This is a genomic window from Thalassolituus sp. UBA2009, from assembly GCF_002335285.1.
GTDB classification, from domain to species: Bacteria; Pseudomonadota; Gammaproteobacteria; order Pseudomonadales; family Oceanobacteraceae; genus Venatoribacter; species Venatoribacter alkanivorans.
In genome coordinates, this window is record NZ_DDCJ01000151.1 from 84,090 (window position 1) to 105,985 (window position 21,896).

The following is a 21,896-nucleotide window of genomic DNA, read 5'->3' on the forward strand; positions in this document are numbered from 1 at the left end:
CCTGTTGCTTACTTTTTCGCGGCGGATTCCCGCCGCACGTGCAGTTTGATTTCATGGCCCTCGAACTGCCGCTCCATGGCCTGCAGTTTGGCCACATGACGCTCCGTCAGCTGTGTTCCTTCTGACAGCAGAACCACCCCCGCCGGACTGACCAGATTGCCGGCCAGAATCATACCAACGCGCGCCTCTTTGATGTTGATACGCTCCAGATTCGGCACCACACCTTCTTCAAAGTCATCCAGCACCGTCATAAAGACATCCACCAGCTCGCGGTCGTAACGCTGCCCGGCCATTTTCAGCAGATAGGCTCTGGCGGTTTCTTCATCCAGGGTTTCGCCGAGAAAGTTATGTTCGCGCTGCAGCTCAACATAGTCGCTGACGATACGCAGTATGCGCGCCTCTTTGGGGATGGCATTGCCACTCAGCTTGTCGGGAAAGCCTTTGCCGTTATACAGCTCCATATGTGAGCGGATGATATTGGCGACATTCTGTAAAGGTTCCAGCAGCATCAGGCTGGTCTGGCCATTAATGGTGAAGTGGGCATATTCGTATTTTTCGTTGGCACTCATCTGGGTCAGTGCCTTGCCCAGCACACTGTCCGGCAGCGATACCTTACCGATATTCTTCAGCAGAGCGGCGTAATAAACGTCCTGAATGGATTGCCCGTCGAGACCGGAAAACTCAGCAAATAATTTGGCCAGCCGCGCCTGACGCTCGCTGCTGCCTTTTTCTTCACCATTACGTGCCTCCATGATGCCAACCAGAATGTGCACCATGCTGTTAAACTCCTGCCGCAACGTGCGGTAAGCGTCACTCAGCTTGGCCTCGGCCTCGCCGACCTGATCGGATTTCTGCTGGTATTTATCCTGCAGCTCACGGTTCAGGCGCGCCAGTTCGGCATTCTGCTCGGTAATATGCGCATTCAGCTTAATATTGGCGGCTTTGAGCTCACGGGTATCCAGCGCTTCAGCCACAATATTGCGCAGCTGATCGTTATCCCAGGGTTTGGAGATATAACGATAGATATTGCCTTCGTTAACCGCCTTGATAGCAGACTCCAGGTCGGAGTAACCCGTCAGCAGAATACGGATCATCTCCGGATACTGTTCAAAGCAATGCTTCAGCAGTTCAGCCCCACTCATGCCCGGCATGCGCATATCGGAAATGATCAGATCAAACTCTTCCTGCTGCAGCAGCTCCACAGCGGCGGCTCCGCTGGTAACCAGCACGACATCGTAGTGACGATGAAATAAGCGTTTCAGTGCCTGCAGCACGGCTTCTTCATCATCCACGATCAGTAAGCGGCCGTGTTTTTCCCGTACCAGAGTCTGGACGTTGTCACTCAGCATGGTTCTTTTCTCCGATCGGCAGAATCAGGGTAAAACAAGCGCCTTTACCGGGAGCGGTCTCAAGCTCAATCCCTCCCTGATGTTCCTGCATCAGTTTGTAGCACAGCGCCAGCCCTAGACCGGTGCCATCTCCTTCCAGTTTAGTGGTAAAAAAGGGTTCGAACACCCGGGATGCAACATTGTTCTCCATACCGGGGCCATCATCGCGGATACTGATACTCAGCACATTCTGATCCAGTGCTTCACTGATATAAATATTGCCGCCACTGCCCTCCAGCGCCTGAATGGCATTGATCAGCACATTCAGTACGACCTGGCCAATCTGCGATGGATTACAGAACACTTCCGGCAGATCAATCAGCTCTACCGTCAGGTTTACGTTGTCGGGCAGTCGGGAACGGGCGATATTGATAATGCTGCTGACGTCATCATTCAGCTGGCACCATTGCATATGCGACTGGGTACGGCTCAGCTTACGCATATCGGCAATAATCTGGGTAACACGTTCGGTACCCCGAATGCAGTCCTGCAGGCGAGAAGGTGCCACGCTGGACACATGCGGGATATCCAGACGCTGGTAGGCGAGCAGCAGCTCCTGATAGAAATCTGACTTAATATCCAGAAGGTCAGAGGCTTCATCGATGGACTGGACAAAATCGAGCAACGCCTGCAGATCATTGCCCAGTTCTTTCAGGTTGCTGCTGATATAAGCCACAGGGTTATTAATTTCGTGGGCAATACCGGCCGACAGCTCTCCCAACCCGGCCAGCCGCTCCGAGAGTTTCAGCCGTGTCTGGGCGTTTTCCAGATCACGGTTCAGACCGCGCAACTGATAATTACTTTTCAGCAGTTCTTTCTGGCTGCGCGCATTCAGCGCCATCTGGGTACGCAGAATATGACTGGTTTCTGCCAGCTCGGCTGAACGGCCTTCAAGCTCCCGGCTGACCTGCATACGGCGGCCATACTGATAAAACAGAATAATCAGTAACAGCAGGCTCAGCGCCATAGCAGCACTGGCAGCCGAATATGGCAAATAGGTCTGAAAAAAGTGTCCTTCGATCTGACTGCGATCGAGATAAAGGCTGAATTCCGGTAACAGAAAATCATTGAATACCATCATCTGCTGACGCTGCTGCGGCGCCGGATCGGATAATGGCTGGGCATGGTACATCACCAGTATCGGAATATCGCCATAACCCATATCGGAGGTGATTTGCTGCAACCATTCATAAAGTTCAAGGCGGACAATCAGGCTGCGCTCTTTCATCGCAGAATGGAGAGTCAGCACCAGACCGGGACGCTCGACCAGACGGCCGGGAATAGTGATATCGGCTTTCAGATCCTGCAGCGACATATGCAGCAACCAGTCGCCGGTAACGGCCAGCTTTTCACTGCTTTCCTCACTGATCAGCATGAACGGCCCCAGCGGCGAATTCTGCCGGTATTGCTGCAGCTCAACATAACCTGGCGGATGATCGTTCAGCAGTTGTTCGGCATCTGCCAGCAGCTGGTAATACTCACGCAGCGAACGGATGTATACATGCTGCAGTAAATCGTGGGAAACAGCGGCAGTACGTTGCTGCTCTACGCGGACGCTGAGCTCGTAGACTCCAAATCCAATGATGGTGGAAATCAGCAGACTGAGCAGAACATGACGTTTAGCCATGAGTTCCTCTCCCTGGACATTGCTTAAGCTATCAGTAAAGCACTGTCTGGGAGAAAAACGAGGGGTTATTAAAGGTAGATCAGCCTTGCGCCAACCGCGAACGGATGCTGCTGAGGAGACTATCGGTATCCAGCGCAATATCCCGCTGCTGCTGGGCAGGAGAAGCATGCTCAATATAGCGGTCAGGGATGCCCAGAGTCAGTACCGGAATCTGCACATTGGCGGCTGCCAGCGCTTCCAGCACAGCACTGCCGGCCCCGCCCATCACAGCGTTTTCTTCCAGTGTGACCAGCAGGTCATGGTCTGCCGCCAGCTGTAATACCAGTTCGGTATCCAGTGGTTTAACAAAACGCATATCGGCGACGCTGGCATCCAGAGTGGCGGCCACCAGCTGAGCTTCGCGTAACGGCGCGCCAAAGGCGAGAATGGCAACACGCATCCCCGCGGCGGCAGAGCTTTCGCGACGGATAATGCCCTTACCCAGTGCCAGTGCCTGCATCTCTGTGGTTGGCTCAACTCCGGTGCCGCTGCCACGCGGATAGCGCACCGCGGCCGGGCCTTCGTGCTGATAGCCGGTATAGAGCATCTGGCGGCATTCGTTTTCATCTGATGGGGTCATCACCACCATGTTCGGAATGCAGCGCAGGTAACTTAAATCGTAGGCACCGTGATGCGTCGGGCCGTCTTCGCCGACCAGACCGGCACGGTCGATGGCAAAGAGTACATCGAGGTTCTGCAATGCGACGTCGTGAATCAGCTGATCATAAGCGCGCTGCAGGAAGGTCGAATAAATCGCCACCACCGGCTTGGCCCCTTCACAGGCCAGACCGGCTGCCAGAGTAACCGCATGCTGTTCGGCAATGGCTACATCGAAGTAACGCTCAGGAAATTCCTGCGAGAAGCGGATCAGGTCGGAACCTTCACGCATCGCCGGGGTAATACCCATCAGACGCTCATCGGCAGCGGCCATATCGCACAGCCAGTTACCGAACACATTGGAATAGCTCGGCATTTTCACACCAGCGCCGGCATTGCTGCCTTTCAGCGCATGGTATTTGATCGGATCATCTTCGGCCGGCTGAAAACCTTTGCCTTTACGGGTAACCACATGCAGGAAGCGCGGGCCTTTGAGCTTTTTCAGGTTCTGCAGGGTGAGCAGCAGCTCATCCAGGTCATGGCCATCAATCGGGCCATAGTAGTTAAAGCCCAGTTCCTCGAATAAGGTGCCGGGCGCGACCATGCCCTTCATGTGCTCTTCGGTTCGGCGGGCAAATTCCCACGCCGCCGGAATCTTCTCCAGCACCCGTTTACTGCCTTCACGCAAAGCGGAATAGGTACGGCTCGACCAGATGCGGGTGAAGTATTTGTTCAGCGCACCGACATTGTTGGAGATCGACATATCGTTGTCGTTCAGGATCACCAGCATATCGGCTTTAACGTGGCCGGCGTGATTCAGCGCTTCAAAGGCCATACCGGCGCTCATGGCGCCATCGCCAATAATGGCCACGGTTTGCTGTTCTTTCTGCTGCGCGCGCAACGCCAGCGCCATACCTAAGGCCGCACCGATAGAGGTGCTGGAGTGGCCCACGCCAAAGGTGTCGTATTCGCTTTCTTCACGCAGCGGGAACGCCGCCGGCCCTTCAGCGCTGCGGATGCTTGGCATCTGCTCGCGGCGGCCGGTCAGGATTTTATGCGGATACGCCTGATGACCCACGTCCCAGACCAGACGATCTTCCGGGGTGTTAAATGCGTGATGCAGGGCAACCGTCAACTCGACCACACCCAGACCTGCGGCAAAATGACCACCGGACTGGCCAACACTGTAGAGCAGAAACTCACGCAGCTCAGCACACACCTGTGGCAACAGGTCTGCATCCAGCGCACGCAGGTCGGCCGGAGAGTCAATGCTGTCCAGCAGCGGTGTACTGGGGCGGGAGCCCGGAATTTCAGTCAATGTCATCAGCTTATATCAGCGCGGTCGCGGTATCCGTCGGGAGGGGCATGTTCAGGAAACAATAAGAACCGTAAACCGTAAGGCAGCCCCGCAAAAGGGCTGCCATTCTAACGGCTGTTGACGGTAATGAGTAGCACTGTGACGTATATGGCCCGGACTGACAGCTCAGAGACTGCGCTTTTCCCCTGCACTGCACGAATAAGATTTAACGCAGGTCAGTGATCGCGGTTGATGATGTAATCGGCCAGCTGCGCCAGTACCGAGGTATCACCACCCAGACCAGCCAGTGCCGCATGGGCGTCGGCCACCAGCTCACGGGCTTTGGCCCGCGCACCATCAAGGCCCAGCAATGCCGGATAGGTTGGTTTGTTCAGTGCAAGGTCAGCGCCCTGGGTTTTGCCCAGAGTGACCGTATCACCTTCAATATCGAGAATATCGTCCTGTACCTGAAAGGCCAGACCGACAGCATCGGCATAACGGACCAACGCCTGATCGGTTGCCTGATCCACCTCGGCGCAGGCGGCATGAGCGCCCATTAACACCGCACTGCGGATCAGCGCACCGGTTTTGTGACGATGCATGCGTTCCAGCTCGGGCAGCGTCATCGGCTTGCCGACATGACCCAGATCAATGCTTTGTCCGGCCACCATTCCCGCACCACCGGAACCCTGTGCCAGCAGACGAATCAGGGTCAGGCGTTGCTCTGCCGTTTGCTGTGGCGCATTGGCCAGTACTTCGAAGGCTGCAGTGAGCAGACCATCACCGGCCAGAATGGCGGTGGCTTCATCAAAAGCAATATGACAGGTTGGCTTACCACGGCGCAGATCGTCGTCATCCATGGCCGGCAGATCGTCGTGCACCAGACTGTAGCTGTGCACCATTTCCAGCGCGGTAGCCGCAGCATCCGCCTGCTCCCAGTTACCACCCAGCGCCTGCGCTGCGGCATAGCAAAGAAATGGCCGCAGGCGTTTACCGCCATTTAACACGCCATAAGTCATGGCCTTCGCCAGGCGCGAATCCGCCAGCTGCAGAGCCTGAAGATGCTGATGCAGTTGCTGTTCCAGACGCTGCTGGACGCTCTGCAGCTGTTGCTGCAATGGCTGTAAATCCTGTGCCATCAGGGTTCCTCACCTGCGGCAAAAGGCTGTGCCACGCTCTGACCATTTTGTTCAAGCAGCAGCTGTACCCGTTGTTCGGCAGCACTCAGCGCCTGCTGACACTGACGGGTCAGGCCAATGCCCTGCTCAAAGGCACGTAACGAGTCTTCCAGCGACAGGTCGCCGTTTTCCATACGCACGACCAATTGCTCAAGCTCAGTCAGTGCTGCTTCAAATTCAAAAGGGGCATTTTTACCAGTCATATATCGCGCTCTCCCGGAGAGCGGCCACACTAAACCCAAGGCTCCGGCGGGTCAACCTGTGCGCTTATGGCGGCCCCTGTCTGCCCTATGGCGGCAAACAAATCAGCCTGCCAACAATTTCGTCAATGCGAAGGAAGATCACGAATGTTTGACTAAACTCAGAGGCAGTGAATGGTTTAGTGGCAAGGAGCATCAGTGGATCTCGCATCGTTAGTTGGGGTAGTCGGCGCCTTTGGCATCGTCGTTATGGCGATGGTTCTGGGCGGCGATATCAGTATGTTTGTGAACGTGCCTTCGATCCTGATTGTGATCGTTGGCAGTATGTTCGCCGTTATGATGAAGTTTGAACTCGGCCAGTTTCTCAGTGCCATCAAAGTCGCCGCCAAAGCTTTCTCATTCAAGCTCAGTAAACCCGAAGCCATTATTGAAGAAGTGGTGGAAATGGCCGGTATGGCGCGCAAAGGCGGTCTGCTCTCTCTGGAAGGCAAAGAAGTCAGTGATGACTTTCTCAGTAAAGGTATTCAGCTGCTGGTCGACGGCCACGATCCGGACGTTGTCCGGACTTTAATGAATAAAGAACTGAAGCAGGCCAGCGAACGCCACGATATTGGGATCACTATTTTTAAGTCACTGGGTGATGTGGCTCCGGCAATGGGCATGATCGGTACACTGATTGGTCTGGTTGCCATGCTGGCCAATATGGACGATCCGAAATCCATCGGCCCGGCCATGGCGGTTGCACTGCTGACCACTCTCTATGGCGCAATGATGGCGACCATGCTGTCGCTGCCAATTGCCGACAAGCTGACGCTGCGTAAAAACGAAGAAGACCGGCTGAAAGCTATGATTATTGATGCGCTGCTTGCCATTCAGAGCGGCCAGAATCCACGCGTTATTGAAACCATGTTGCAGGCCTATATTCAGGAAGGCAAACGCAACACATCAGGTGATTGAGCATTATGGCCGCTGAAGAAGAGCAGGAATGTCCACCCTGTCCGGCCGGTATTCCCGGTTGGGTAATGACCTTTGCCGATCTGATGTCACTGCTGATGTGCTTTTTCGTGCTGCTGCTGTCATTTTCAGAAATGGACGCCTTAAAGTTTAAACGCCTGGCCGGTGAGCTGCGCGAGGCTTTTGGCGTGCAAACGGTTGTGAACGTCAGTGATCCTCCAAAGGGAACCAGTATTATTGCCCGTCATTTCAGTCCGTCGATTCCGGAGCCGACGCCTATTAATGAAGTGCGGCAAAAAACCAGCGATATCACCAAAAGCTCACTGGAAGTGTTGTGTCAGGATGAAGTTACCCAGCAGGAAGAGCGCCAGGGCGATCAGGGGCAGCAAACCCGTGAGGTCGTGGTTCCCAAAGAAGATATTGAAAATAAAAAGACCGAAGCTGAAGCCATGGAAGTGGCAGCCAAACTGGAAAGCGAAATAGCGCAAGGTCAGCTGGAAATCGAAACCGTGGGTAAGAAAATTATTATCCGCATCGAGCAGCGCGGCGCTTTCCGCTCAGGTTCGGATTATATCGACGATAAATTCCTGCCGGTTATCGATAAAATCCGTGAAGTACTGGTAACGCTTCCGGGACGGATTTCCGTTGAGGGACATACTGATGATATTCCGGTTGCCGGTGGCCGCTACCGTTCCAACTGGACGCTGTCTTCCGCCCGGGCTGCAGCCTTTGCCGAAGAGTTGTTTGTCGCACCGGAACTCGACTCCAGCCGTTTTCAGATTGTCGGCCATGCCGATACTCAGCCACTGGTACCGAATACCGATGCTGAATCCCGCGCCCGTAACCGCCGGGTGGAAATCGTGATTCTGCGTACCCACGAAAATGACGATGACGATGTTCCGGAAATACAACCGGAAGACGGACAGGTAAAAGATGCGGTAAATGCCCGGCCCGAAGACTTCGAGCTGAGCCCTGACGAAATATTCTGATTGGGATAATAAAAATAATGGAAGAGAGACGCCGCTTTTTTCGCCTTGATGATGAGGTGGTGATGGATTTTCAGGCCATCACCCAGGATGAATTCAGCCACTGGAAAGAGAATCACAGCCAACAGAAGAGCGAACTGAAGCAACTGGAACAGGATATCGGCAATCTGATTCATCAGGTGCGTTCGGTACATCCGGCAATTGGTCAGGTGCTCGAATTACTGAACCGCAAACTCAATCTGCTGAACGGCAACAGTACCACTCACCCGGAGCTCAACCTGTCGATGACGGAAGCCCGGGTAAGGGTCAACCTCAGCGCCTGTGGTATGGCCTTTAACACCGACGCCGACCTGCGCGGCAGCAGCCACCTGCTGTTTAACCTGCAGCTGAAACCGTCCAATGCCATTCTGTCACTGGCGGGTAATATTGTTTCTATCGATGACAGCGGTGAAAGCGATGCTCCTTATATGGTGCGGGTTAACTTTGAAGGCCTGAAAGAAACCGAGCAGGAACTGCTGATTCAGCACCTGTTCCAGCTGCAGAGCCGGACCTTACGTCAGCAACGCGATCACGAATAAAATACCAGCGCCGGGCCAGCCTGGCGCTGCCCGATTCTCTGTCCACTCTCTGATTTCTGCACTTTTTTGTTATCATGCAGAGCTCTACCTTCTGCAGGAATCCGTTCATTATGTCCGGCCCCCGTATTTATTCTGCCGCCGCTCTCAGCAGCGGTATGCGCACTGAACTGGATGATCAGGCCTTTGCCCACCTGATCCGTGTGCTGCGCATGAACGACGGCGATCCTGTCCGCCTGTTTAATGGTGACGGCCATGAATACGCCGGACAACTGTGTGATGTGCAGAAAAAAAGTGCGTCGGTGCTGGTTGGCGACATTCTGCGCAGTGAAGCAGATACCCCACTTAAGCTGCAACTTGGGCAGGTGGTATCCAAGGGTGACCGCATGGATTTCACCATTCAGAAAGCGACCGAACTGGGCATCAGCGATATTACCCCGCTGTGGAGTGAGCGCTGTGAAGTCCGTTTAAAAGGCGAACGATTGGATAAAAAAATGGAGCACTGGCAGAAAGTGGCGATTTCTGCCTGTGAGCAGAGTGGTCGTAACCGCATTCCAACCATTCATCAGCCGCAATATTTTGCCGACTGGGCAAAAAACAATAACGCCGATGTGCGTCTGTTACTGCATCCTCACCGGCAGAAACCACTGCGTGACTATCCGCAGCCGGCAAGCGTCGCCCTGCTGGTCGGACCGGAAGGTGGATTCAGTGAACAGGAAGTGGAAATGGCCATGAGCAGCGGCTTTGCCGGACTGACACTGGGCCCGCGAATTCTGCGTACCGAAACCGCAGCCCTTGCAGCGCTGAGCGTGTTTCAGTTTCAGTGGGGAGATTTCAGCTGAGCAGACGCTCAGCTGAGATTTCAGAACTCAGCCGCGCAATATCTGTAAAACGTTCTGCACATGCTCGGCGGCATCCAGTCCCAGACTGGTGAGATAACCACCATCAGCCTGATCAATCAGGCCTTTATCAAACAACCGCCGTGCAGCAGCGACAATTTCCGGCGCGGCATCAGAATGTACTTTAATTCCCTGCTGCATGCTGTGCAGATCAAACTGTGCCAGCAGATTCATCTCCTGCAGTAAATCCTGAGAAATCGGCATAGGGTCTGTCCTCTTGTTCTTGTCAGTGAGCGGTTTCAATACACCCGCCAGGAAAACACAGCATAAACCGCTGCCGCCGCCGGAGCTATGATTCCGGTCAGTTATTCTGTATCTGTCAGGCGAAAATCCGCCCAGTCACGATAGCTGGTCAGGTAAAACAGCCCTATCAACAACGCCATCCACCATTCAACCACGTTTTTCCAGCGATCATCGCTATCGGCAACCTGCAGCACGATCATTACCCCAAGGAAAAACCACTGGGCATACACCAGAATAAATTTCTGCGGCAGGCTGGAACCAATATCCACACCACGCTTGGCCAGATGTTTCAGCCAATAGGTGATACGCGTCTGTACCATCAGTGAAATCAGGAAAAATAAAGCCGCACCAACGGTATGCAATATCCAGGGTAAATTGCCTTTATCGGGCCTTAATACTGCTGTTGCGATAATCAGGCAGACCGAGCTGATAATGCCGGCGGTTACCATATAACGTACCGTCCAGATCGGCCGCTCAGGAGCAATTTCAATCAGCCAGGCCTGCATGCAGTACCACCAGACAATAAACAGAACGCAGGCAGCAATTAAACCACCGCGAAAAATAAACGCCTGCGGATCGGGGATACCTGTAGCGGTAATGCTGGTACAGCCGGTCAGATAAGGAATACAAATATCGGTTACCCCCCAGGCCATGCTCAGCGCCAGAGTCAGCCAGAAGGTGAGATGTGATAACCAGAAACTGCCTAAGGCAACGCGTTGCGGTAAAGTCATGCGGTCACCTCCTGCAGAGTTTCATCCTGTTGCAACGCCAGCTCTTTTTCCCGCCGGGTCAGACGGAAATCGCGCCAGTCATGGAAGGTAGTGTAAAAATATAAGCAACTGAAGGTTGCCAGCCACCATTCAAAAATCTCTTCCACGCCATCGGTTTTTAAATCCAGCAGCAGAATCAGTACAAAGGCTGCCAGTAATAACAACTGCAAAACCGCCAGAATCTGTTTGCTGGCAATACGGCTGAATTTAATATTCAGCTCACGCTGCAACTGACGCATACGCAGCGTCATCATGATCTGACACAACGCCGTTACCAGAAAAAACAACCCCGCCGTCACCGTGTGAAAACGCCATAAAAAACGATGATCAGAAGGCGGCAGCATATGCTCTCCCAGCACCGCAATGGAGGCGATCAGCAGCATACTGGCAATAATGGCGAAAGTAACAATACGGTGAATCCACGGATGATGTTCAGGGCGGCCAACACTTTCCAGCCAGGCGCGCACGCAATACCACCAGAGAATAAACACTACGGCGGCACTGATTAACCCGGCGCGGAATACATAGGCCGCCGGATAATAAATACCGGTCGCGGTAATGGTGGTACACCCCTCAAAATAGGGAATACACCAGGGCTTATGTCCGCCCTGCACGGTAAGAAAATAACTCAGCGCAATAGTAATTATTGGCAGCAGGCAAGCTACCAGCGCCGTTCGTTGCGGTAAGGTCATAACAACATCCTTGTTCCGTTATTTTACAGTTGCGGTTTAATAATGACTGAGACGAACCCGTTGCCAGTCCCAATAAGAGGTCAAAAAGTACAGGCCGATAAAGAGCGTGGCCCACCACTCGATAATGCGTTTGCCGTTACTCATTTCCACGCCAACAGTCACACCGGCAAAGGCGACAAACATAAGCCAGAGAATCGCCATCAGTACGCTTTTGGCGATAAACGACGGCACTTCCAGTCCGGCCTTACGGGCGCGGAAAATCAATACATAGTTAATTGTCAGTGCAATCAGCATGCCCTGAAAAAACAGATTCGCGCCACGCACATGCACACCCCAGCGGGTTGCGTCTTTTTCCGGCACCAGCACCGCAGTCCCGACCAATAAACCAACAGCAGCGATCACACCAAAAAACTGCATGGCATTTAAAGCCATACGGCCACTGTGTCCGGCCAGCCAGGTACGCATTACCTGCCACCAGACAATAAAAAATGCACAGCCGGCAATCATGCCACCACGGAAAATAAATCCGGCATCGCCTTTCATTCCGGTATGGGTAATGTCAGTACAGCCATCAAAGAAAGGATTACAGGCAACAGCAGTACCTTCGTTTACGCCAACGGCATAAGTCACGGCAATGGTGCCGAGTGATAGTACGGTGCAGATCAGGGCAATAAACTGACCAAAAGACATAACCAAAAAACTCCGGAGAATGTCCGGCGCACAGCGCCGGACGTTTTCAGATACAACCTGCTCAGAGAGCAGCTTTCAGCGCCTGCTCAACGTCGGCAATGATATCGTCAACGTGCTCGATACCAATCGACAGACGGACCAGATCGGTGCTGACACCGGCGGATGCCAGTTCTTTTTCATTCAGCTGACGGTGTGTGGTGGTTGCCGGATGACAGGCCAGACTCTTGGCATCACCGATATTTACCAGACGCTTGATCATCTGCAGGGCATCAATAAATTTAGCGCCGGCTTCGGCACCGCCTTTGATACCAAAGCTGAGAATCGCCGATGGCTTACCATTCAGCATACGCTGTGCCAGTTCGTGGTATTTGCTGGTTTTAAGACCGGCATAATTCACCCAGGAAACCTGCTCATGGGCGGCCAGATATTCAGCCACTTTCTGCGCGTTTTCCACATGGCGATCCATACGCAGAGCCAGAGTTTCCAGCCCCTGCAGAATCATAAAGGCATTAAACGGCGACAGGGCTGCACCCATATTGCGCAGCGGCACCACGCGGGCGCGACCGATAAAGGCCGCGTCACCAAAGGCATCGGCATACACCACGCCGTGGTAAGACGGATCAGGCTGGTTAAAGTGCGGGAAGCGTGGGTTATCTTTCCATGGGAATTTACCGGAATCGACAATCGCGCCACCAACGGTGGTACCGTGACCACCGATGTATTTGGTCAGCGAATGCACCACAATATCGGCACCGAATTCAAACGGACGGCACAGGTAAGGGGTGGCAACGGTGTTATCGACGATGACCGGTACGCCATGTTTGTGCGCCATATCGGCCAGCGCCTGAATGTCCACCACGTTACCCGCCGGGTTACCGATCGACTCACAGAATAATGCGCGGGTTTTATCGTCAATTAACGCTTCCAGTGCAGCAACGTCATCACCGGAGGCCATGCGTACTTCGATGCCCTGCTGCGGGAAAGTGTGGGCAAACAGGTTATAGCTGCCGCCGTATAACTGGCTGACGCTGACGATGTTATCGCCGGCACGGGCCAGGGTCTGGATGCTGGCGGTAATGGCGGCCATACCGGATGCCATGCACAGCGCGGCGATACCGCCTTCCATCGCGGCAACGCGCTGTTCCAGCACATCGTTGGTCGGGTTCATGATGCGGGTGTAAATGTTACCCGGCTCTTTCAGGTCAAACAGGTCAGCACCGTGCTGAGTATCGCGAAAACTGTATGAAGTGGTCTGATAAATAGGCACCGCAACGGCACGGGTTGTCGGATCATCCGCAAAGCCGGCGTGAATCGCCTGAGTTTCAATTTTCATGCTGATCTTATCCTTATTGTCAGGTTTGACGGAAAGCAGGGAGTTTAACAATTTGTACCGCGCCGCCATAGGGAGAATGCAGCCTCTTTACCGAGCCTGACGATGAACACGTAACGGCCCTGACGCTGAACGCGCAATGCCTTACACTCTCCCCTTCCGCTTATTGCACAGAAATCGCTATGGCCAAGAAAAAAACCGCTTACGTCTGCAACGACTGTGGCTCTGAACACGCCAAATGGCAGGGGCAATGTACCGACTGTGGTGCCTGGAATACGCTGCAGGAATTTGTTGTATCGTCATCCAAAACCCCGTCCCGTGATGCCAGTTACGCAGGTTATGCCGGCGCCGCGGGCAGTCAGGGAATTCAGCGTCTGGCCGATGTCGATCTGGCCGAAGTACCGCGTATCAGCAGTGGCATGCTGGAATTTGACCGGGTACTGGGCGGCGGTCTGGTGCCGGGCTCGGCCATTTTAATCGGCGGCCATCCCGGTGCTGGTAAGTCCACACTCCTGCTGCAGACTATGTGCATGCTGGCCGGGAATATGCCCGCTTTATACGTTACCGGCGAAGAAAGCCTGCAACAGGTAGCCATGCGTGCCAAACGTTTAGGCCTGCCAACCGACCAGCTGAATATGCTGAGCGAAACCAGCGTCGAGCGCTTAATTAACACCCTGCAGCAGCATCAGCCGAAAATTGTGGTGATCGACTCCATTCAGGTGATGCACGTTGAGGGCGTGGAATCGGCACCGGGCAGCGTGTCACAGGTACGTGAAAGCGCAGCGGCCCTGACCCGCTACGCCAAACAAACCAACACCGTCTTATTTCTCGTCGGCCACGTGACCAAAGACGGGACCCTGGCCGGGCCGAAAGTGCTGGAGCATATGATCGATTGCTCGATCATGCTCGAAGGCTCCGGCGACAGCCGCTTCCGTACCCTGCGCGGTATTAAAAACCGTTTTGGTGCCATTAATGAGCTGGGCGTCTTTGCCATGCTCGACAGCGGCTTAAAAGAAGTCAAAAACCCCAGTTCGATCTTTTTAAGCCGCAGCGAAGAGCCCGCCGCCGGCAGCGTGGTGATGGTGATCTGGGAAGGTACGCGGCCGTTGCTGGTCGAAATTCAGGCGCTGGTCGATGACAGCCACTTTGGTCATCCGAAACGGGTGGCCGTTGGCCTCGACCAGAACCGCATGAATTTATTACTGGCAGCACTGCATCGCCACGGTGGCGTGCATCTGGGGGATCAGGATGTGTATATCAACGTGGTGGGTGGGGTAAAAGTCGGAGAAACCGCTGCCGATCTGGCCTTGTTACTGTCAGCGTTATCCAGCTTCCGTAATCAGCCATTGCCGCAGGAATTAATCGTGTTTGGTGAGGTGGGTTTATCCGGAGAAATCCGGCCGGTGCCCTCCGGTCAGGAACGCATTAAAGAAGCCGCAAAACATGGCTTTACCCGCGCTATCGTGCCGAAAGCCAATGTTCCGCGTCAGGCAATACCCGGCATGACCATTATTGGTGTGGATAAATTACAGGAAGCCATCAACGCCGTTTAACAGCAGCGCTGATAAGCCGGCAGGGAAATCGTCGCAGGAATCCGTTTTAATTCTGGCGGCGGCTTTCCACACCGGGAATCACATCACCGCGTTCAACCTGCTCAGCACCACGCAGCATGGCATGAATCAGTTCGGCGGCATCAAATTTCGTCAGCGCTTCATTGGCACCCACCTGATGGGCACGGTCGACGCTGATTTCGCTGGAAAGCGAGGTGTGCAGAATAATGTACATGCCCTGAGTCGTGCTGTTATTACGCACTTCAAAAGCCAGTTCATAACCATCCAGCCCCGGCATCTCAATATCGCTGACCAGAATATCGAACGGTGTACCGCGTGCTGCAGCGTCGGTCAGCAGCGTTAACGCCTGCTTACCATCGGAGCAAACCTCAAACGGCACATCCACATGATTCAGTGCTTCCGCCAGCTGCCGGCGTGCGACGCTGGAATCATCCACCAGTAAAATAGGATGCATGCGTAAGCGGCTCTGCTCTTCACGGCTGATATCAGCATGCAATGTTTCTTCGTCGGCCGGAAAGATGGTCGACAGCACCATTTCAATATCCAGCAGCTGAATCAGCTTCTTGTCATACTCAATAATACCGGTGGAATAAATATGCCGCCCGGCAGCACTGGGTGGCGGGCTGATATTGCGCCAGCTGTAGTCAATAATGCGGTCAATTTTACGCACCAGAAAACCAACATTCTGCCGTTGGCAGTCGGTAATAATAATAAAGCAGTCTTTCATTTCTGCCGGACTGACCGGGCGATAACCAATAGCAGCCGCCAGGTCGATTACCGAAATAGTAACACCACGGATATAAGCCGTACCGGCAACAACTGCATGGGATTGTGGAATAGAAGTTAATGGCTGCCAGGGCACAATTTCTTTTACTTTAAGAGTGCCGAGGCCAAAGGTCTGCCGTTCGTTGATTTTAAACAGCAGCAACCCCTGGGATTGCTGGTACTGACTGCCATTACGCATGTTGATTCCGGTGGTGATTTGCCCAGACGGCAGAATCTTCTCAGACTATATACTGATAAGTATAGCAATGATCTGTAATCTGCCCGGCGAAAATCACTCCGGTGTTTTCTGCTCTGCCGCCTTCGGTGCCAATTGTGCATTTTTGCTGTGATCAAGCAATTTCACCCGGCGATGCAGTGCCGCCTTGGCCAACATATGCGCAGATACCGGCGCGGTAATAAACAAAAACAGGCTGATGACCAGCTCATGAATGCTCAGACGACCATCGCGCATGGTTGTCAGTACCATAGAGGCCAGCAGAATCGCGCCAATACCCATTGTGGTCGCTTTGGTTGGTGCATGCAGGCGGGTAAAAAAGTCAGGCAGTTTCAACAGGCCGACAGAGCCGACAAAAACAAAGAAACCACCGGTTAACAACAGCACCGCAGCGATAATATGTACTACAGATTCCATAAGCATTACTCGATAATGTCGCCACGCAACAGGTATTTACACAACGCCGCCGTGCTGACAAAACCCAGCATGGCAATCAGCAGTGCGCCTTCAAAGTACAGGGCCGAACCGTTATACAGGCCAAGCAGGATAATCAGCGCAATGCTGTTTATGTAAAGCGTATCCAGAGCCAGAATACGGTCAGTGATATCCGGACCACGCAACATACGCCAGATATTTAAAATCAGCGCCACCACAACCAGAGTCGATGTCAGTAAAACGGCACCCTGCAATATTGTCAGGCTCAGCATGAAAATATCTCCTGCAGGGGTTTTTCGTAATGCTGCTTAATATCGTTAATCAGTGCCTGCTCATCGGTAATATGCAATGCATGAATATACAGCCACTGTTTATCTTCGGAAAAATCCACACTCACCGTACCGGGAGTCAGGGAAATCGTACTGGCTAAAACCGTCAGCGGAAAATCCCCCTGCAGTGCCAGGGGAAAAGCAACAAAGCCCGGCTGCAGGCTCCGGTTGGATTTCAGCACCCGCCGTGCGACATCAATATTCGACAACACAATATCCAGCAACAGACGCAGGACATAACGGATAACCACCAGTGGCTTTCCGGCCCGGCTCTGATGATCCGAATAAGGTGCGGTTAATAGCGGAATAAGCCAGGCGAGAAAGCCACCGAGAACAAAGTGCCCGGCAGAAAAACCATTCAGTAACAGCCAGACCAGCAATAGCAGTAAAGTGTGCAGTGGCATCGGTAACCAGCGTTTCATTTCAGCACCTCCTGCACTGTGCTTACCGCCGGACTCAACGGCTGGGGTAACCGGTGTAATTCATTGGCAGCGGCCATCGTCATATCTGTCAGAGCACCACCCCAGATCACCATCAAAGGCGACGTCAGCAATAACACAACGATCGCTGTAATCTGCAGCGGATGTGCCATAACCTGATTTTGTGACGTTCCCTGCACACGCCAGAATAAAGTGGTACCCGCACGGGAAAACATAATCAGCGCTGCCAGACCGGAAATAAGCAGTGGCGGCCAGATCCAGGCAGCGTCTGCTCCCGCGCCCGCAGCCTGCAATAACATGATTTTGCCAACAAAACCGGACAGCGGTGGCATACCGATTAATGCCAAGGCTGCGATAAAAAATAAGCCGCCAAGCAGTGCCGGCTGGTTAACCGGACGCGAACGCACAAAACGATCCTGTGCCTGCCCGCGCTGTTCATGTACAAGGCCCGCAATCAGGAACAAAGCAGCGGCCATCAGCGTGCTGTGAATTAAATAATACAACCCCGCGGCGGTTGCCTGCGGAGTATTAAGCGCAATCGTCAGCAGCAATGAACCCGCAGAAACCACCACCAGATTAGCCGCCAGCATTTTCAGTGTCTGGCTGGCCAGCAAAGCGATAATGCCGGCAACCAACGTTGCCAGTGCCAACGGCCACAACCAGCTGATGGCAATATTTGCCAGTTCACCACCAAATTCACCGAACACCGCCGTATGCACGCGCCAGATACTGTAAATGCCCACCTTGGTCATAATGGCAAACAACGCGGCAACCGGTGTGGAGGTATGGGCGTAAGTGCGCGGCAGCCAGAAGTGCAGAGGTAATAACGCGGCTTTAAGACCAAATACAACCAGTAATAACAGCCCGCCCGCTTTTGCCAGTGCGACATCTTCACTGTTTAGCTGCGCAGCTTTATGCGCCATATCGGCCAGATTGAGCGTGCCGAAAGTGGCGTAAATAATTCCCAGACCAAAGAGGAAAAAGGCCGAGCCCACCAGATTCAGAAACACATAATGTACGGCAGCCTGAGTCCGCTGCTTACCACCGCCATGGATCAGCAACGAGTATGAAGCGATCAGCAGAATTTCGAAGAATACGAAGAGGTTAAATACATCGCCGGTTAAAAATGCACCGTTAATCCCCATCAGCTGAAACATAAACAACGGATGGAAAAAAGGTCCTCGCTGATCATCGCCGGCGCAGGCGTATAAATGTACGGCAAAGCCCAACACTGCACTGAGCAGCAACATAATGGCCGCCAGCTTATCGTTAACCAGAGCGATACCAAACGGCGCCTGCCAGTTACCCATCATGTACATTTGCGGTTCGTGCTGCAGGCTTTGCTGCAACAGCAGCACGGCACTGACCAGCAGCAGAATATTGACCAGAAATACGGTCACACGCTGACGCTGAACATGCCCATGCAGTGGTGGCAGCAATAAAAAGATACCTGCCAGCAGAGGCAATAAAACCGGGAAAAAGATCAGATGCTGCAGCATATTCAGTCGTTATCTCCATCAACCTGATCATTACCCAGATCAGCACGGGCACGCAGTGCCAGAATCAGTGCAAAGGCCGTCATGGCGAAACCAATTACAATCGCAGTTAATACCAGCGCCTGTGGTAAGGGGTCGGCATACACTTCCGACTCCCCAAGAATTGCGGCGCCATTAATCACCAGACGTCCACTGGCAAATAAGAACAGATTGACCGCGTAAGACAGCAGTGTCAGCCCCAGCACCACCGCGAAGGTATAACCACGCAGCACCAGAAACACACCACCCGCAGTCATTATCCCTACACAGATTGCATAAATTGTTTCCATTATTTTCCTCCCGGCAGTGGCCGCTCACTGGTGGTTAGCTGACCAAGGTTTGCCAGAATCAGAAGTGTTGCACCGATCACCGTAAAATAAACCCCTAAATCAAATACCATGGCACTGGCCAGTTCGAATTTACCAATCCAGGGCAGCGAAAAATAATCAAACCAGGTGGTTAAGAAGGGTTGGCCAAACAGCCAGCTACCCAAACCAGAGAACGTTGCCAACAGTAAACCTGCAGCAATCAGCCAGTGATACGGGAAATTCAGTCTGATTTTCATCCATGCCACACCATGAGCGATGTACTGCTGGATTAAAGCAATGGCGGTAATCAGGCCCGCGATAAAACCACCGCCCGGCATGTTATGGCCACGCAGGAAAATATAAGCCGACACCAGCAAAGCGAGTGGCAACAGGCTCTGTGAAATCAGCGCCAGCATCATCGGGTTTTTATCTTTAGCCCATGGCCGGCCTTCAGAATCTGCAGCAGGAACGTATAAGCGCATTCCGGCCAGCAGTTTATAAATACCCAGACCGGCAATCGCCAGAACGGTAATTTCACCCAGCGTATCAAAACCACGGAAGTCCACCAGAATCACGTTCACCACATTGGTGCCGCCACCGCCGGTTTTACTGTTGGCAATAAAGAACTCGGAAATACTGTGCAATGGCCGGGTCAGCATGGCGTAACACAGAGTACCAATCACTGCACCCACCAGCGAGGCAATGCTCAGATCACGCACAATCCGCCGTGGTGAGCTGTCACGCAGTGGCGTTTTCTGTGGCAGAAAATACAGCGCCAGCAAAAACAGGATAATGGTCGCCACCTCTACCGACAGCTGAGTCAGGGCAAGATCGGGAGCAGAAAAGTAAGCGAAGGCGATAGCCACAATCAGGCCGACAATAGAAATCATAATCAGCGCCAGTAAGCGCAGATGACTGAAAATTACCGTTGCCAGTGTGCCGATAATCAGCAATCCGGCAGCCACCAGCACTATGCCATTAACCGGTAACTGTGGCCGGCTGCCCTGAGCATTTTCCAGCTGCAGCAGCGGCCAGGCGGTAACAAACAGCGAGAATATAATCAGCAGGAAAACATAACGCTGCAGTGAGGCATTATCGAGCCAGCGGTGAATAACGGCGGCTTTCTCAGTGGTCCACTGAATGCCTTTTTCAAATTCGATTTTTGCATCGAAGTCGGCAAATTGCCCCTGAAAGGCAAACAGATGGCGGCGGTTATAATACAGCGTAGCGCCACCAGCCACCGCCAGCAGGCTCATCAGCAAAGGGCCGTTAAAACCATGCCATACCGCCAGACTGAAATCCGGTAGCGGCTTATGCAGCACAGCACTGGCAGCCGCATTTAATAAATCACCAACGGCAAAGTCAGGGACGATACCGACCAGCAGACAGAGCACAACGAGAATTTCTACCGGTACACGCATATAACGCGGAGGCTCGTGTGGAGTGCGTGGCAGATTAATGGGTTCGCCATTAAAAAATACGTCGTGAATAAAACGCAGCGAGTAAGCCACCGCCAGTGCTCCACCAATGGTTGCCAGCAATGGAATCAACCAGGATAACGACCCAAGCGTGGCCTGATGCAGAGTTTCGGCAAACAGCATTTCTTTCGATAAGAAGCCATTCAGCAAAGGAACGCCCGCCATGGATGCTGCAGCCACCATCGCTAACGTTGCGGTATACGGCATATATTTCCACAGACCATTCAGCTGACGCATATCACGCGAACCGGACTCGTGGTCAATAATCCCCGCCGCCATAAATAATGACGCTTTGAATACTGCGTGGTTAATAATATGGAATACCGCGGCAATGGCCGCCAGCTCGGTATCCAGACCAAACAGCAGCGTAATCAGACCCAGATGACTGATGGTGGAATACGCCAGCAGTCCTTTTAAATCGTGTTTGAACAAAGCGGTATAAGCGCCCAGCAGCAAGGTAGCCAGACCCACCATACTGACAATCACAAACCACAGATCAGTATCCGCCAGCACCGGATAAAAACGCGCCAGCAAAAATACACCGGCTTTCACCATAGTGGCCGAGTGCAGGTAGGCGGAAACCGGCGTCGGTGCCGCCATGGCATGCGGCAGCCAGAAATGGAACGGAAATTGTGCTGACTTAGTAAACGCTCCCAGCAGGAACAGCACAATAATGACCGGATACACCGTACTCTCACGCAGTACATCACCACTCGCCAACACGGTTCGTAAGTCGTAGCTGCCCACCGTCTGACCAATAAGAATCAACGCGCCCAGCAAAGCCAGACCACCGGCACCGGTGATGGTCAGTGCCATACGGGCACCCTTACGGGCATCGGTCTTATGTGACCAGAAACTGATCAGCAGAAAGGAGCTGATACTGGTCAGCTCCCAGAAGAACCACAGCTGCAGCAGGTTATTCGACAGCACCACGCCGAGCATGGCGGTCATAAACAGAATCAGATACGAATAAAAGCGCCCCATATGATCGTTATCAGACAGGTAATAACGCGCATACAGAATAACCAGCAGACCAATCCCCAGAATCAGCAGACTGAACAGCAGAGCCAGACCATCAAGATGAAAGGCCAGATTAAGGCCAATCTGCGGAATCCAGCTGGCCTGCCAGGTTAAAGCCTCACCGGCAAAAACCGCCGGAATAGCCTGTACCACCAGAATCAGTGATATCGCCGGCAGTAATGCGGTCAGCGCGGCCGTCGCCGTACGACCAAAGCGATAGCTGAGTAATGGCACCAAAGTTCCCAGCAATGGCAGCAACGGAATCCAGAGCAGATTCATAAAAATGAAAGCCTCATACCTGAAGGTGACGGTCAT

Annotated in this window: 22 protein-coding genes; 5 read left to right on the forward strand and 17 right to left on the reverse strand. The window is 53.3% G+C overall.

What is annotated here, in order from left to right; all coding sequences use genetic code 11:
* Positions 1 to 8: 8 nt before the first annotated feature.
* The 5 genes from B3P58_RS18640 to B3P58_RS18660 all read right to left on the reverse strand — a co-directional run bounded on the left by B3P58_RS18640 (position 9) and on the right by B3P58_RS18660 (position 6,329).
* Positions 9 to 1,349, reverse strand: a complete 1,341-nt coding sequence (locus tag B3P58_RS18640; protein ID WP_145470795.1) for an HD domain-containing phosphohydrolase — start codon at positions 1,347 to 1,349, stop codon at positions 9 to 11.
* On the reverse strand, positions 1,339 to 3,015 hold the full coding sequence (locus B3P58_RS18645; RefSeq protein ID WP_286719664.1) for a sensor histidine kinase: 1,677 nt from the start codon (positions 3,013 to 3,015) through the stop codon (positions 1,339 to 1,341). Before B3P58_RS18645 ends, B3P58_RS18640 begins: the two co-directional genes overlap by 11 nt.
* Positions 3,016 to 3,094: 79 nt before the next feature.
* Positions 3,095 to 4,975 (reverse strand): 1-deoxy-D-xylulose-5-phosphate synthase, encoded by a 1,881-nt coding sequence (dxs, locus tag B3P58_RS18650; protein WP_286719667.1) that lies wholly within the window; start codon positions 4,973 to 4,975, stop codon positions 3,095 to 3,097.
* A 209-nt stretch (positions 4,976 to 5,184) separates the two neighbouring features.
* On the reverse strand, positions 5,185 to 6,087 hold the full coding sequence (gene ispA / locus B3P58_RS18655; RefSeq protein ID WP_286719669.1) for a (2E,6E)-farnesyl diphosphate synthase: 903 nt from the start codon (positions 6,085 to 6,087) through the stop codon (positions 5,185 to 5,187).
* Positions 6,087 to 6,329 (reverse strand): exodeoxyribonuclease VII small subunit, encoded by a 243-nt coding sequence (locus tag B3P58_RS18660; protein WP_145470787.1) that lies wholly within the window; start codon positions 6,327 to 6,329, stop codon positions 6,087 to 6,089. The genes ispA and B3P58_RS18660 overlap by 1 nt, the downstream gene beginning before the upstream one ends.
* A gap of 195 nt (positions 6,330 to 6,524) precedes the next feature.
* On the opposite strand from B3P58_RS18660, the gene pomA reads away from it, so the two are divergent.
* The 4 genes from pomA to B3P58_RS18680 all read left to right on the forward strand — a co-directional run bounded on the left by pomA (position 6,525) and on the right by B3P58_RS18680 (position 9,683).
* Positions 6,525 to 7,283, forward strand: coding sequence for a flagellar motor protein PomA (pomA, locus tag B3P58_RS18665; RefSeq protein ID WP_145470785.1), 759 nt, complete (start codon positions 6,525 to 6,527; stop codon positions 7,281 to 7,283).
* A gap of 5 nt (positions 7,284 to 7,288) precedes the next feature.
* The gene (locus B3P58_RS18670) at positions 7,289 to 8,269 is read left to right on the forward strand and encodes a flagellar motor protein MotB (RefSeq protein ID WP_145470783.1); all 981 of its coding nucleotides are present in this window, start codon (positions 7,289 to 7,291) and stop codon (positions 8,267 to 8,269) included.
* A gap of 17 nt (positions 8,270 to 8,286) precedes the next feature.
* On the forward strand, positions 8,287 to 8,844 hold the full coding sequence (locus B3P58_RS18675; RefSeq protein ID WP_145470781.1) for a PilZ domain-containing protein: 558 nt from the start codon (positions 8,287 to 8,289) through the stop codon (positions 8,842 to 8,844).
* A gap of 110 nt (positions 8,845 to 8,954) precedes the next feature.
* Positions 8,955 to 9,683 (forward strand): 16S rRNA (uracil(1498)-N(3))-methyltransferase, encoded by a 729-nt coding sequence (locus tag B3P58_RS18680; RefSeq protein ID WP_286719674.1) that lies wholly within the window; start codon positions 8,955 to 8,957, stop codon positions 9,681 to 9,683.
* Between the two features lie 27 nt (positions 9,684 to 9,710).
* Here B3P58_RS18680 and B3P58_RS18685 read toward each other — a convergent pair whose 3' ends face one another.
* The 5 genes from B3P58_RS18685 to B3P58_RS18705 all read right to left on the reverse strand — a co-directional run bounded on the left by B3P58_RS18685 (position 9,711) and on the right by B3P58_RS18705 (position 13,468).
* Positions 9,711 to 9,944, reverse strand: a complete 234-nt coding sequence (locus tag B3P58_RS18685; RefSeq protein ID WP_145470777.1) for a TIGR02647 family protein — start codon at positions 9,942 to 9,944, stop codon at positions 9,711 to 9,713.
* Positions 9,945 to 10,045: 101 nt separating this feature from the next.
* Positions 10,046 to 10,714 carry a hypothetical protein gene (locus tag B3P58_RS18690; RefSeq protein ID WP_145470775.1) on the reverse strand — a complete coding sequence of 223 codons (669 nt, stop codon included), beginning with the start codon at positions 10,712 to 10,714 and terminating at the stop codon, positions 10,046 to 10,048.
* On the reverse strand, positions 10,711 to 11,445 hold the full coding sequence (locus B3P58_RS18695; protein ID WP_145470773.1) for a hypothetical protein: 735 nt from the start codon (positions 11,443 to 11,445) through the stop codon (positions 10,711 to 10,713). The genes B3P58_RS18690 and B3P58_RS18695 overlap by 4 nt, the downstream gene beginning before the upstream one ends.
* Positions 11,446 to 11,481: 36 nt before the next feature.
* On the reverse strand, positions 11,482 to 12,135 hold the full coding sequence (locus tag B3P58_RS18700) for a hypothetical protein (protein WP_145470771.1): 654 nt from the start codon (positions 12,133 to 12,135) through the stop codon (positions 11,482 to 11,484).
* Positions 12,136 to 12,196: 61 nt separating this feature from the next.
* On the reverse strand, positions 12,197 to 13,468 hold the full coding sequence (locus B3P58_RS18705; RefSeq protein ID WP_225692412.1) for a bifunctional O-acetylhomoserine aminocarboxypropyltransferase/cysteine synthase: 1,272 nt from the start codon (positions 13,466 to 13,468) through the stop codon (positions 12,197 to 12,199).
* 179 nt (positions 13,469 to 13,647) lie between these two features.
* Between B3P58_RS18705 and radA the strand changes: the two genes are divergently transcribed.
* Entirely contained in the window at positions 13,648 to 15,018 is a 1,371-nt protein-coding gene (radA, locus tag B3P58_RS18710) for a DNA repair protein RadA (protein ID WP_286719682.1), read from the forward strand.
* Positions 15,019 to 15,064: 46 nt separating this feature from the next.
* Here radA and B3P58_RS18715 read toward each other — a convergent pair whose 3' ends face one another.
* The 7 genes from B3P58_RS18715 to B3P58_RS18745 form a co-directional block, all read right to left on the reverse strand.
* Positions 15,065 to 16,000, reverse strand: a complete 936-nt coding sequence (locus tag B3P58_RS18715) for a chemotaxis protein (RefSeq protein ID WP_286719684.1) — start codon at positions 15,998 to 16,000, stop codon at positions 15,065 to 15,067.
* A 93-nt stretch (positions 16,001 to 16,093) separates the two neighbouring features.
* Positions 16,094 to 16,453, reverse strand: a complete 360-nt coding sequence (locus B3P58_RS18720; RefSeq protein WP_145470763.1) for a Na+/H+ antiporter subunit G — start codon at positions 16,451 to 16,453, stop codon at positions 16,094 to 16,096.
* A gap of 5 nt (positions 16,454 to 16,458) precedes the next feature.
* Positions 16,459 to 16,743 carry a K+/H+ antiporter subunit F gene (locus B3P58_RS18725; protein ID WP_145470761.1) on the reverse strand — a complete coding sequence of 95 codons (285 nt, stop codon included), beginning with the start codon at positions 16,741 to 16,743 and terminating at the stop codon, positions 16,459 to 16,461.
* On the reverse strand, positions 16,737 to 17,222 hold the full coding sequence (locus B3P58_RS18730; RefSeq protein ID WP_225692409.1) for a Na+/H+ antiporter subunit E: 486 nt from the start codon (positions 17,220 to 17,222) through the stop codon (positions 16,737 to 16,739). Before B3P58_RS18730 ends, B3P58_RS18725 begins: the two co-directional genes overlap by 7 nt.
* A complete protein-coding gene (locus B3P58_RS18735; protein WP_286719690.1) occupies positions 17,219 to 18,739 on the reverse strand; it encodes a monovalent cation/H+ antiporter subunit D in 1,521 nt (506 codons plus the stop codon). The genes B3P58_RS18730 and B3P58_RS18735 overlap by 4 nt, the downstream gene beginning before the upstream one ends.
* Before the next feature lie 2 nt (positions 18,740 to 18,741).
* The gene (locus B3P58_RS18740) at positions 18,742 to 19,065 is read right to left on the reverse strand and encodes a Na+/H+ antiporter subunit C (RefSeq protein WP_145470755.1); all 324 of its coding nucleotides are present in this window, start codon (positions 19,063 to 19,065) and stop codon (positions 18,742 to 18,744) included.
* Positions 19,065 to 21,860, reverse strand: a complete 2,796-nt coding sequence (locus B3P58_RS18745) for a monovalent cation/H+ antiporter subunit A (protein WP_286719694.1) — start codon at positions 21,858 to 21,860, stop codon at positions 19,065 to 19,067. The genes B3P58_RS18740 and B3P58_RS18745 overlap by 1 nt, the downstream gene beginning before the upstream one ends.
* Positions 21,861 to 21,896 lie beyond the last annotated feature (36 nt).

What these genes read in the sequence shown, in the direction of transcription:
- B3P58_RS18640 (WP_145470795.1), bottom strand. Translation starts at nt 1,349, where the DNA reads ATGCTGAGTGACAACGTCCAGACTCTGGTACGGGAAAAACACGGCCGC.
- B3P58_RS18645 (WP_286719664.1), bottom strand. Translation starts at nt 3,015, where the DNA reads ATGGCTAAACGTCATGTTCTGCTCAGTCTGCTGATTTCCACCATCATT.
- dxs (WP_286719667.1), bottom strand. Translation starts at nt 4,975, where the DNA reads ATGACATTGACTGAAATTCCGGGCTCCCGCCCCAGTACACCGCTGCTG.
- ispA (WP_286719669.1), bottom strand. Translation starts at nt 6,087, where the DNA reads ATGGCACAGGATTTACAGCCATTGCAGCAACAGCTGCAGAGCGTCCAG.
- B3P58_RS18660 (WP_145470787.1), bottom strand. Translation starts at nt 6,329, where the DNA reads ATGACTGGTAAAAATGCCCCTTTTGAATTTGAAGCAGCACTGACTGAG.
- B3P58_RS18670 (WP_145470783.1), top strand. Translation starts at nt 7,289, where the DNA reads ATGGCCGCTGAAGAAGAGCAGGAATGTCCACCCTGTCCGGCCGGTATT.
- B3P58_RS18675 (WP_145470781.1), top strand. Translation starts at nt 8,287, where the DNA reads ATGGAAGAGAGACGCCGCTTTTTTCGCCTTGATGATGAGGTGGTGATG.
- B3P58_RS18680 (WP_286719674.1), top strand. Translation starts at nt 8,955, where the DNA reads ATGTCCGGCCCCCGTATTTATTCTGCCGCCGCTCTCAGCAGCGGTATG.
- B3P58_RS18685 (WP_145470777.1), bottom strand. Translation starts at nt 9,944, where the DNA reads ATGCCGATTTCTCAGGATTTACTGCAGGAGATGAATCTGCTGGCACAG.
- B3P58_RS18690 (WP_145470775.1), bottom strand. Translation starts at nt 10,714, where the DNA reads ATGACTTTACCGCAACGCGTTGCCTTAGGCAGTTTCTGGTTATCACAT.
- B3P58_RS18695 (WP_145470773.1), bottom strand. Translation starts at nt 11,445, where the DNA reads ATGACCTTACCGCAACGAACGGCGCTGGTAGCTTGCCTGCTGCCAATA.
- B3P58_RS18700 (WP_145470771.1), bottom strand. Translation starts at nt 12,135, where the DNA reads ATGTCTTTTGGTCAGTTTATTGCCCTGATCTGCACCGTACTATCACTC.
- B3P58_RS18705 (WP_225692412.1), bottom strand. Translation starts at nt 13,468, where the DNA reads ATGAAAATTGAAACTCAGGCGATTCACGCCGGCTTTGCGGATGATCCG.
- radA (WP_286719682.1), top strand. Translation starts at nt 13,648, where the DNA reads ATGGCCAAGAAAAAAACCGCTTACGTCTGCAACGACTGTGGCTCTGAA.
- B3P58_RS18715 (WP_286719684.1), bottom strand. Translation starts at nt 16,000, where the DNA reads ATGCGTAATGGCAGTCAGTACCAGCAATCCCAGGGGTTGCTGCTGTTT.
- B3P58_RS18720 (WP_145470763.1), bottom strand. Translation starts at nt 16,453, where the DNA reads ATGGAATCTGTAGTACATATTATCGCTGCGGTGCTGTTGTTAACCGGT.
- B3P58_RS18725 (WP_145470761.1), bottom strand. Translation starts at nt 16,743, where the DNA reads ATGCTGAGCCTGACAATATTGCAGGGTGCCGTTTTACTGACATCGACT.
- B3P58_RS18730 (WP_225692409.1), bottom strand. Translation starts at nt 17,222, where the DNA reads ATGAAACGCTGGTTACCGATGCCACTGCACACTTTACTGCTATTGCTG.
- B3P58_RS18735 (WP_286719690.1), bottom strand. Translation starts at nt 18,739, where the DNA reads ATGCTGCAGCATCTGATCTTTTTCCCGGTTTTATTGCCTCTGCTGGCA.
- B3P58_RS18740 (WP_145470755.1), bottom strand. Translation starts at nt 19,065, where the DNA reads ATGGAAACAATTTATGCAATCTGTGTAGGGATAATGACTGCGGGTGGT.
- B3P58_RS18745 (WP_286719694.1), bottom strand. Translation starts at nt 21,860, where the DNA reads ATGAATCTGCTCTGGATTCCGTTGCTGCCATTGCTGGGAACTTTGGTG.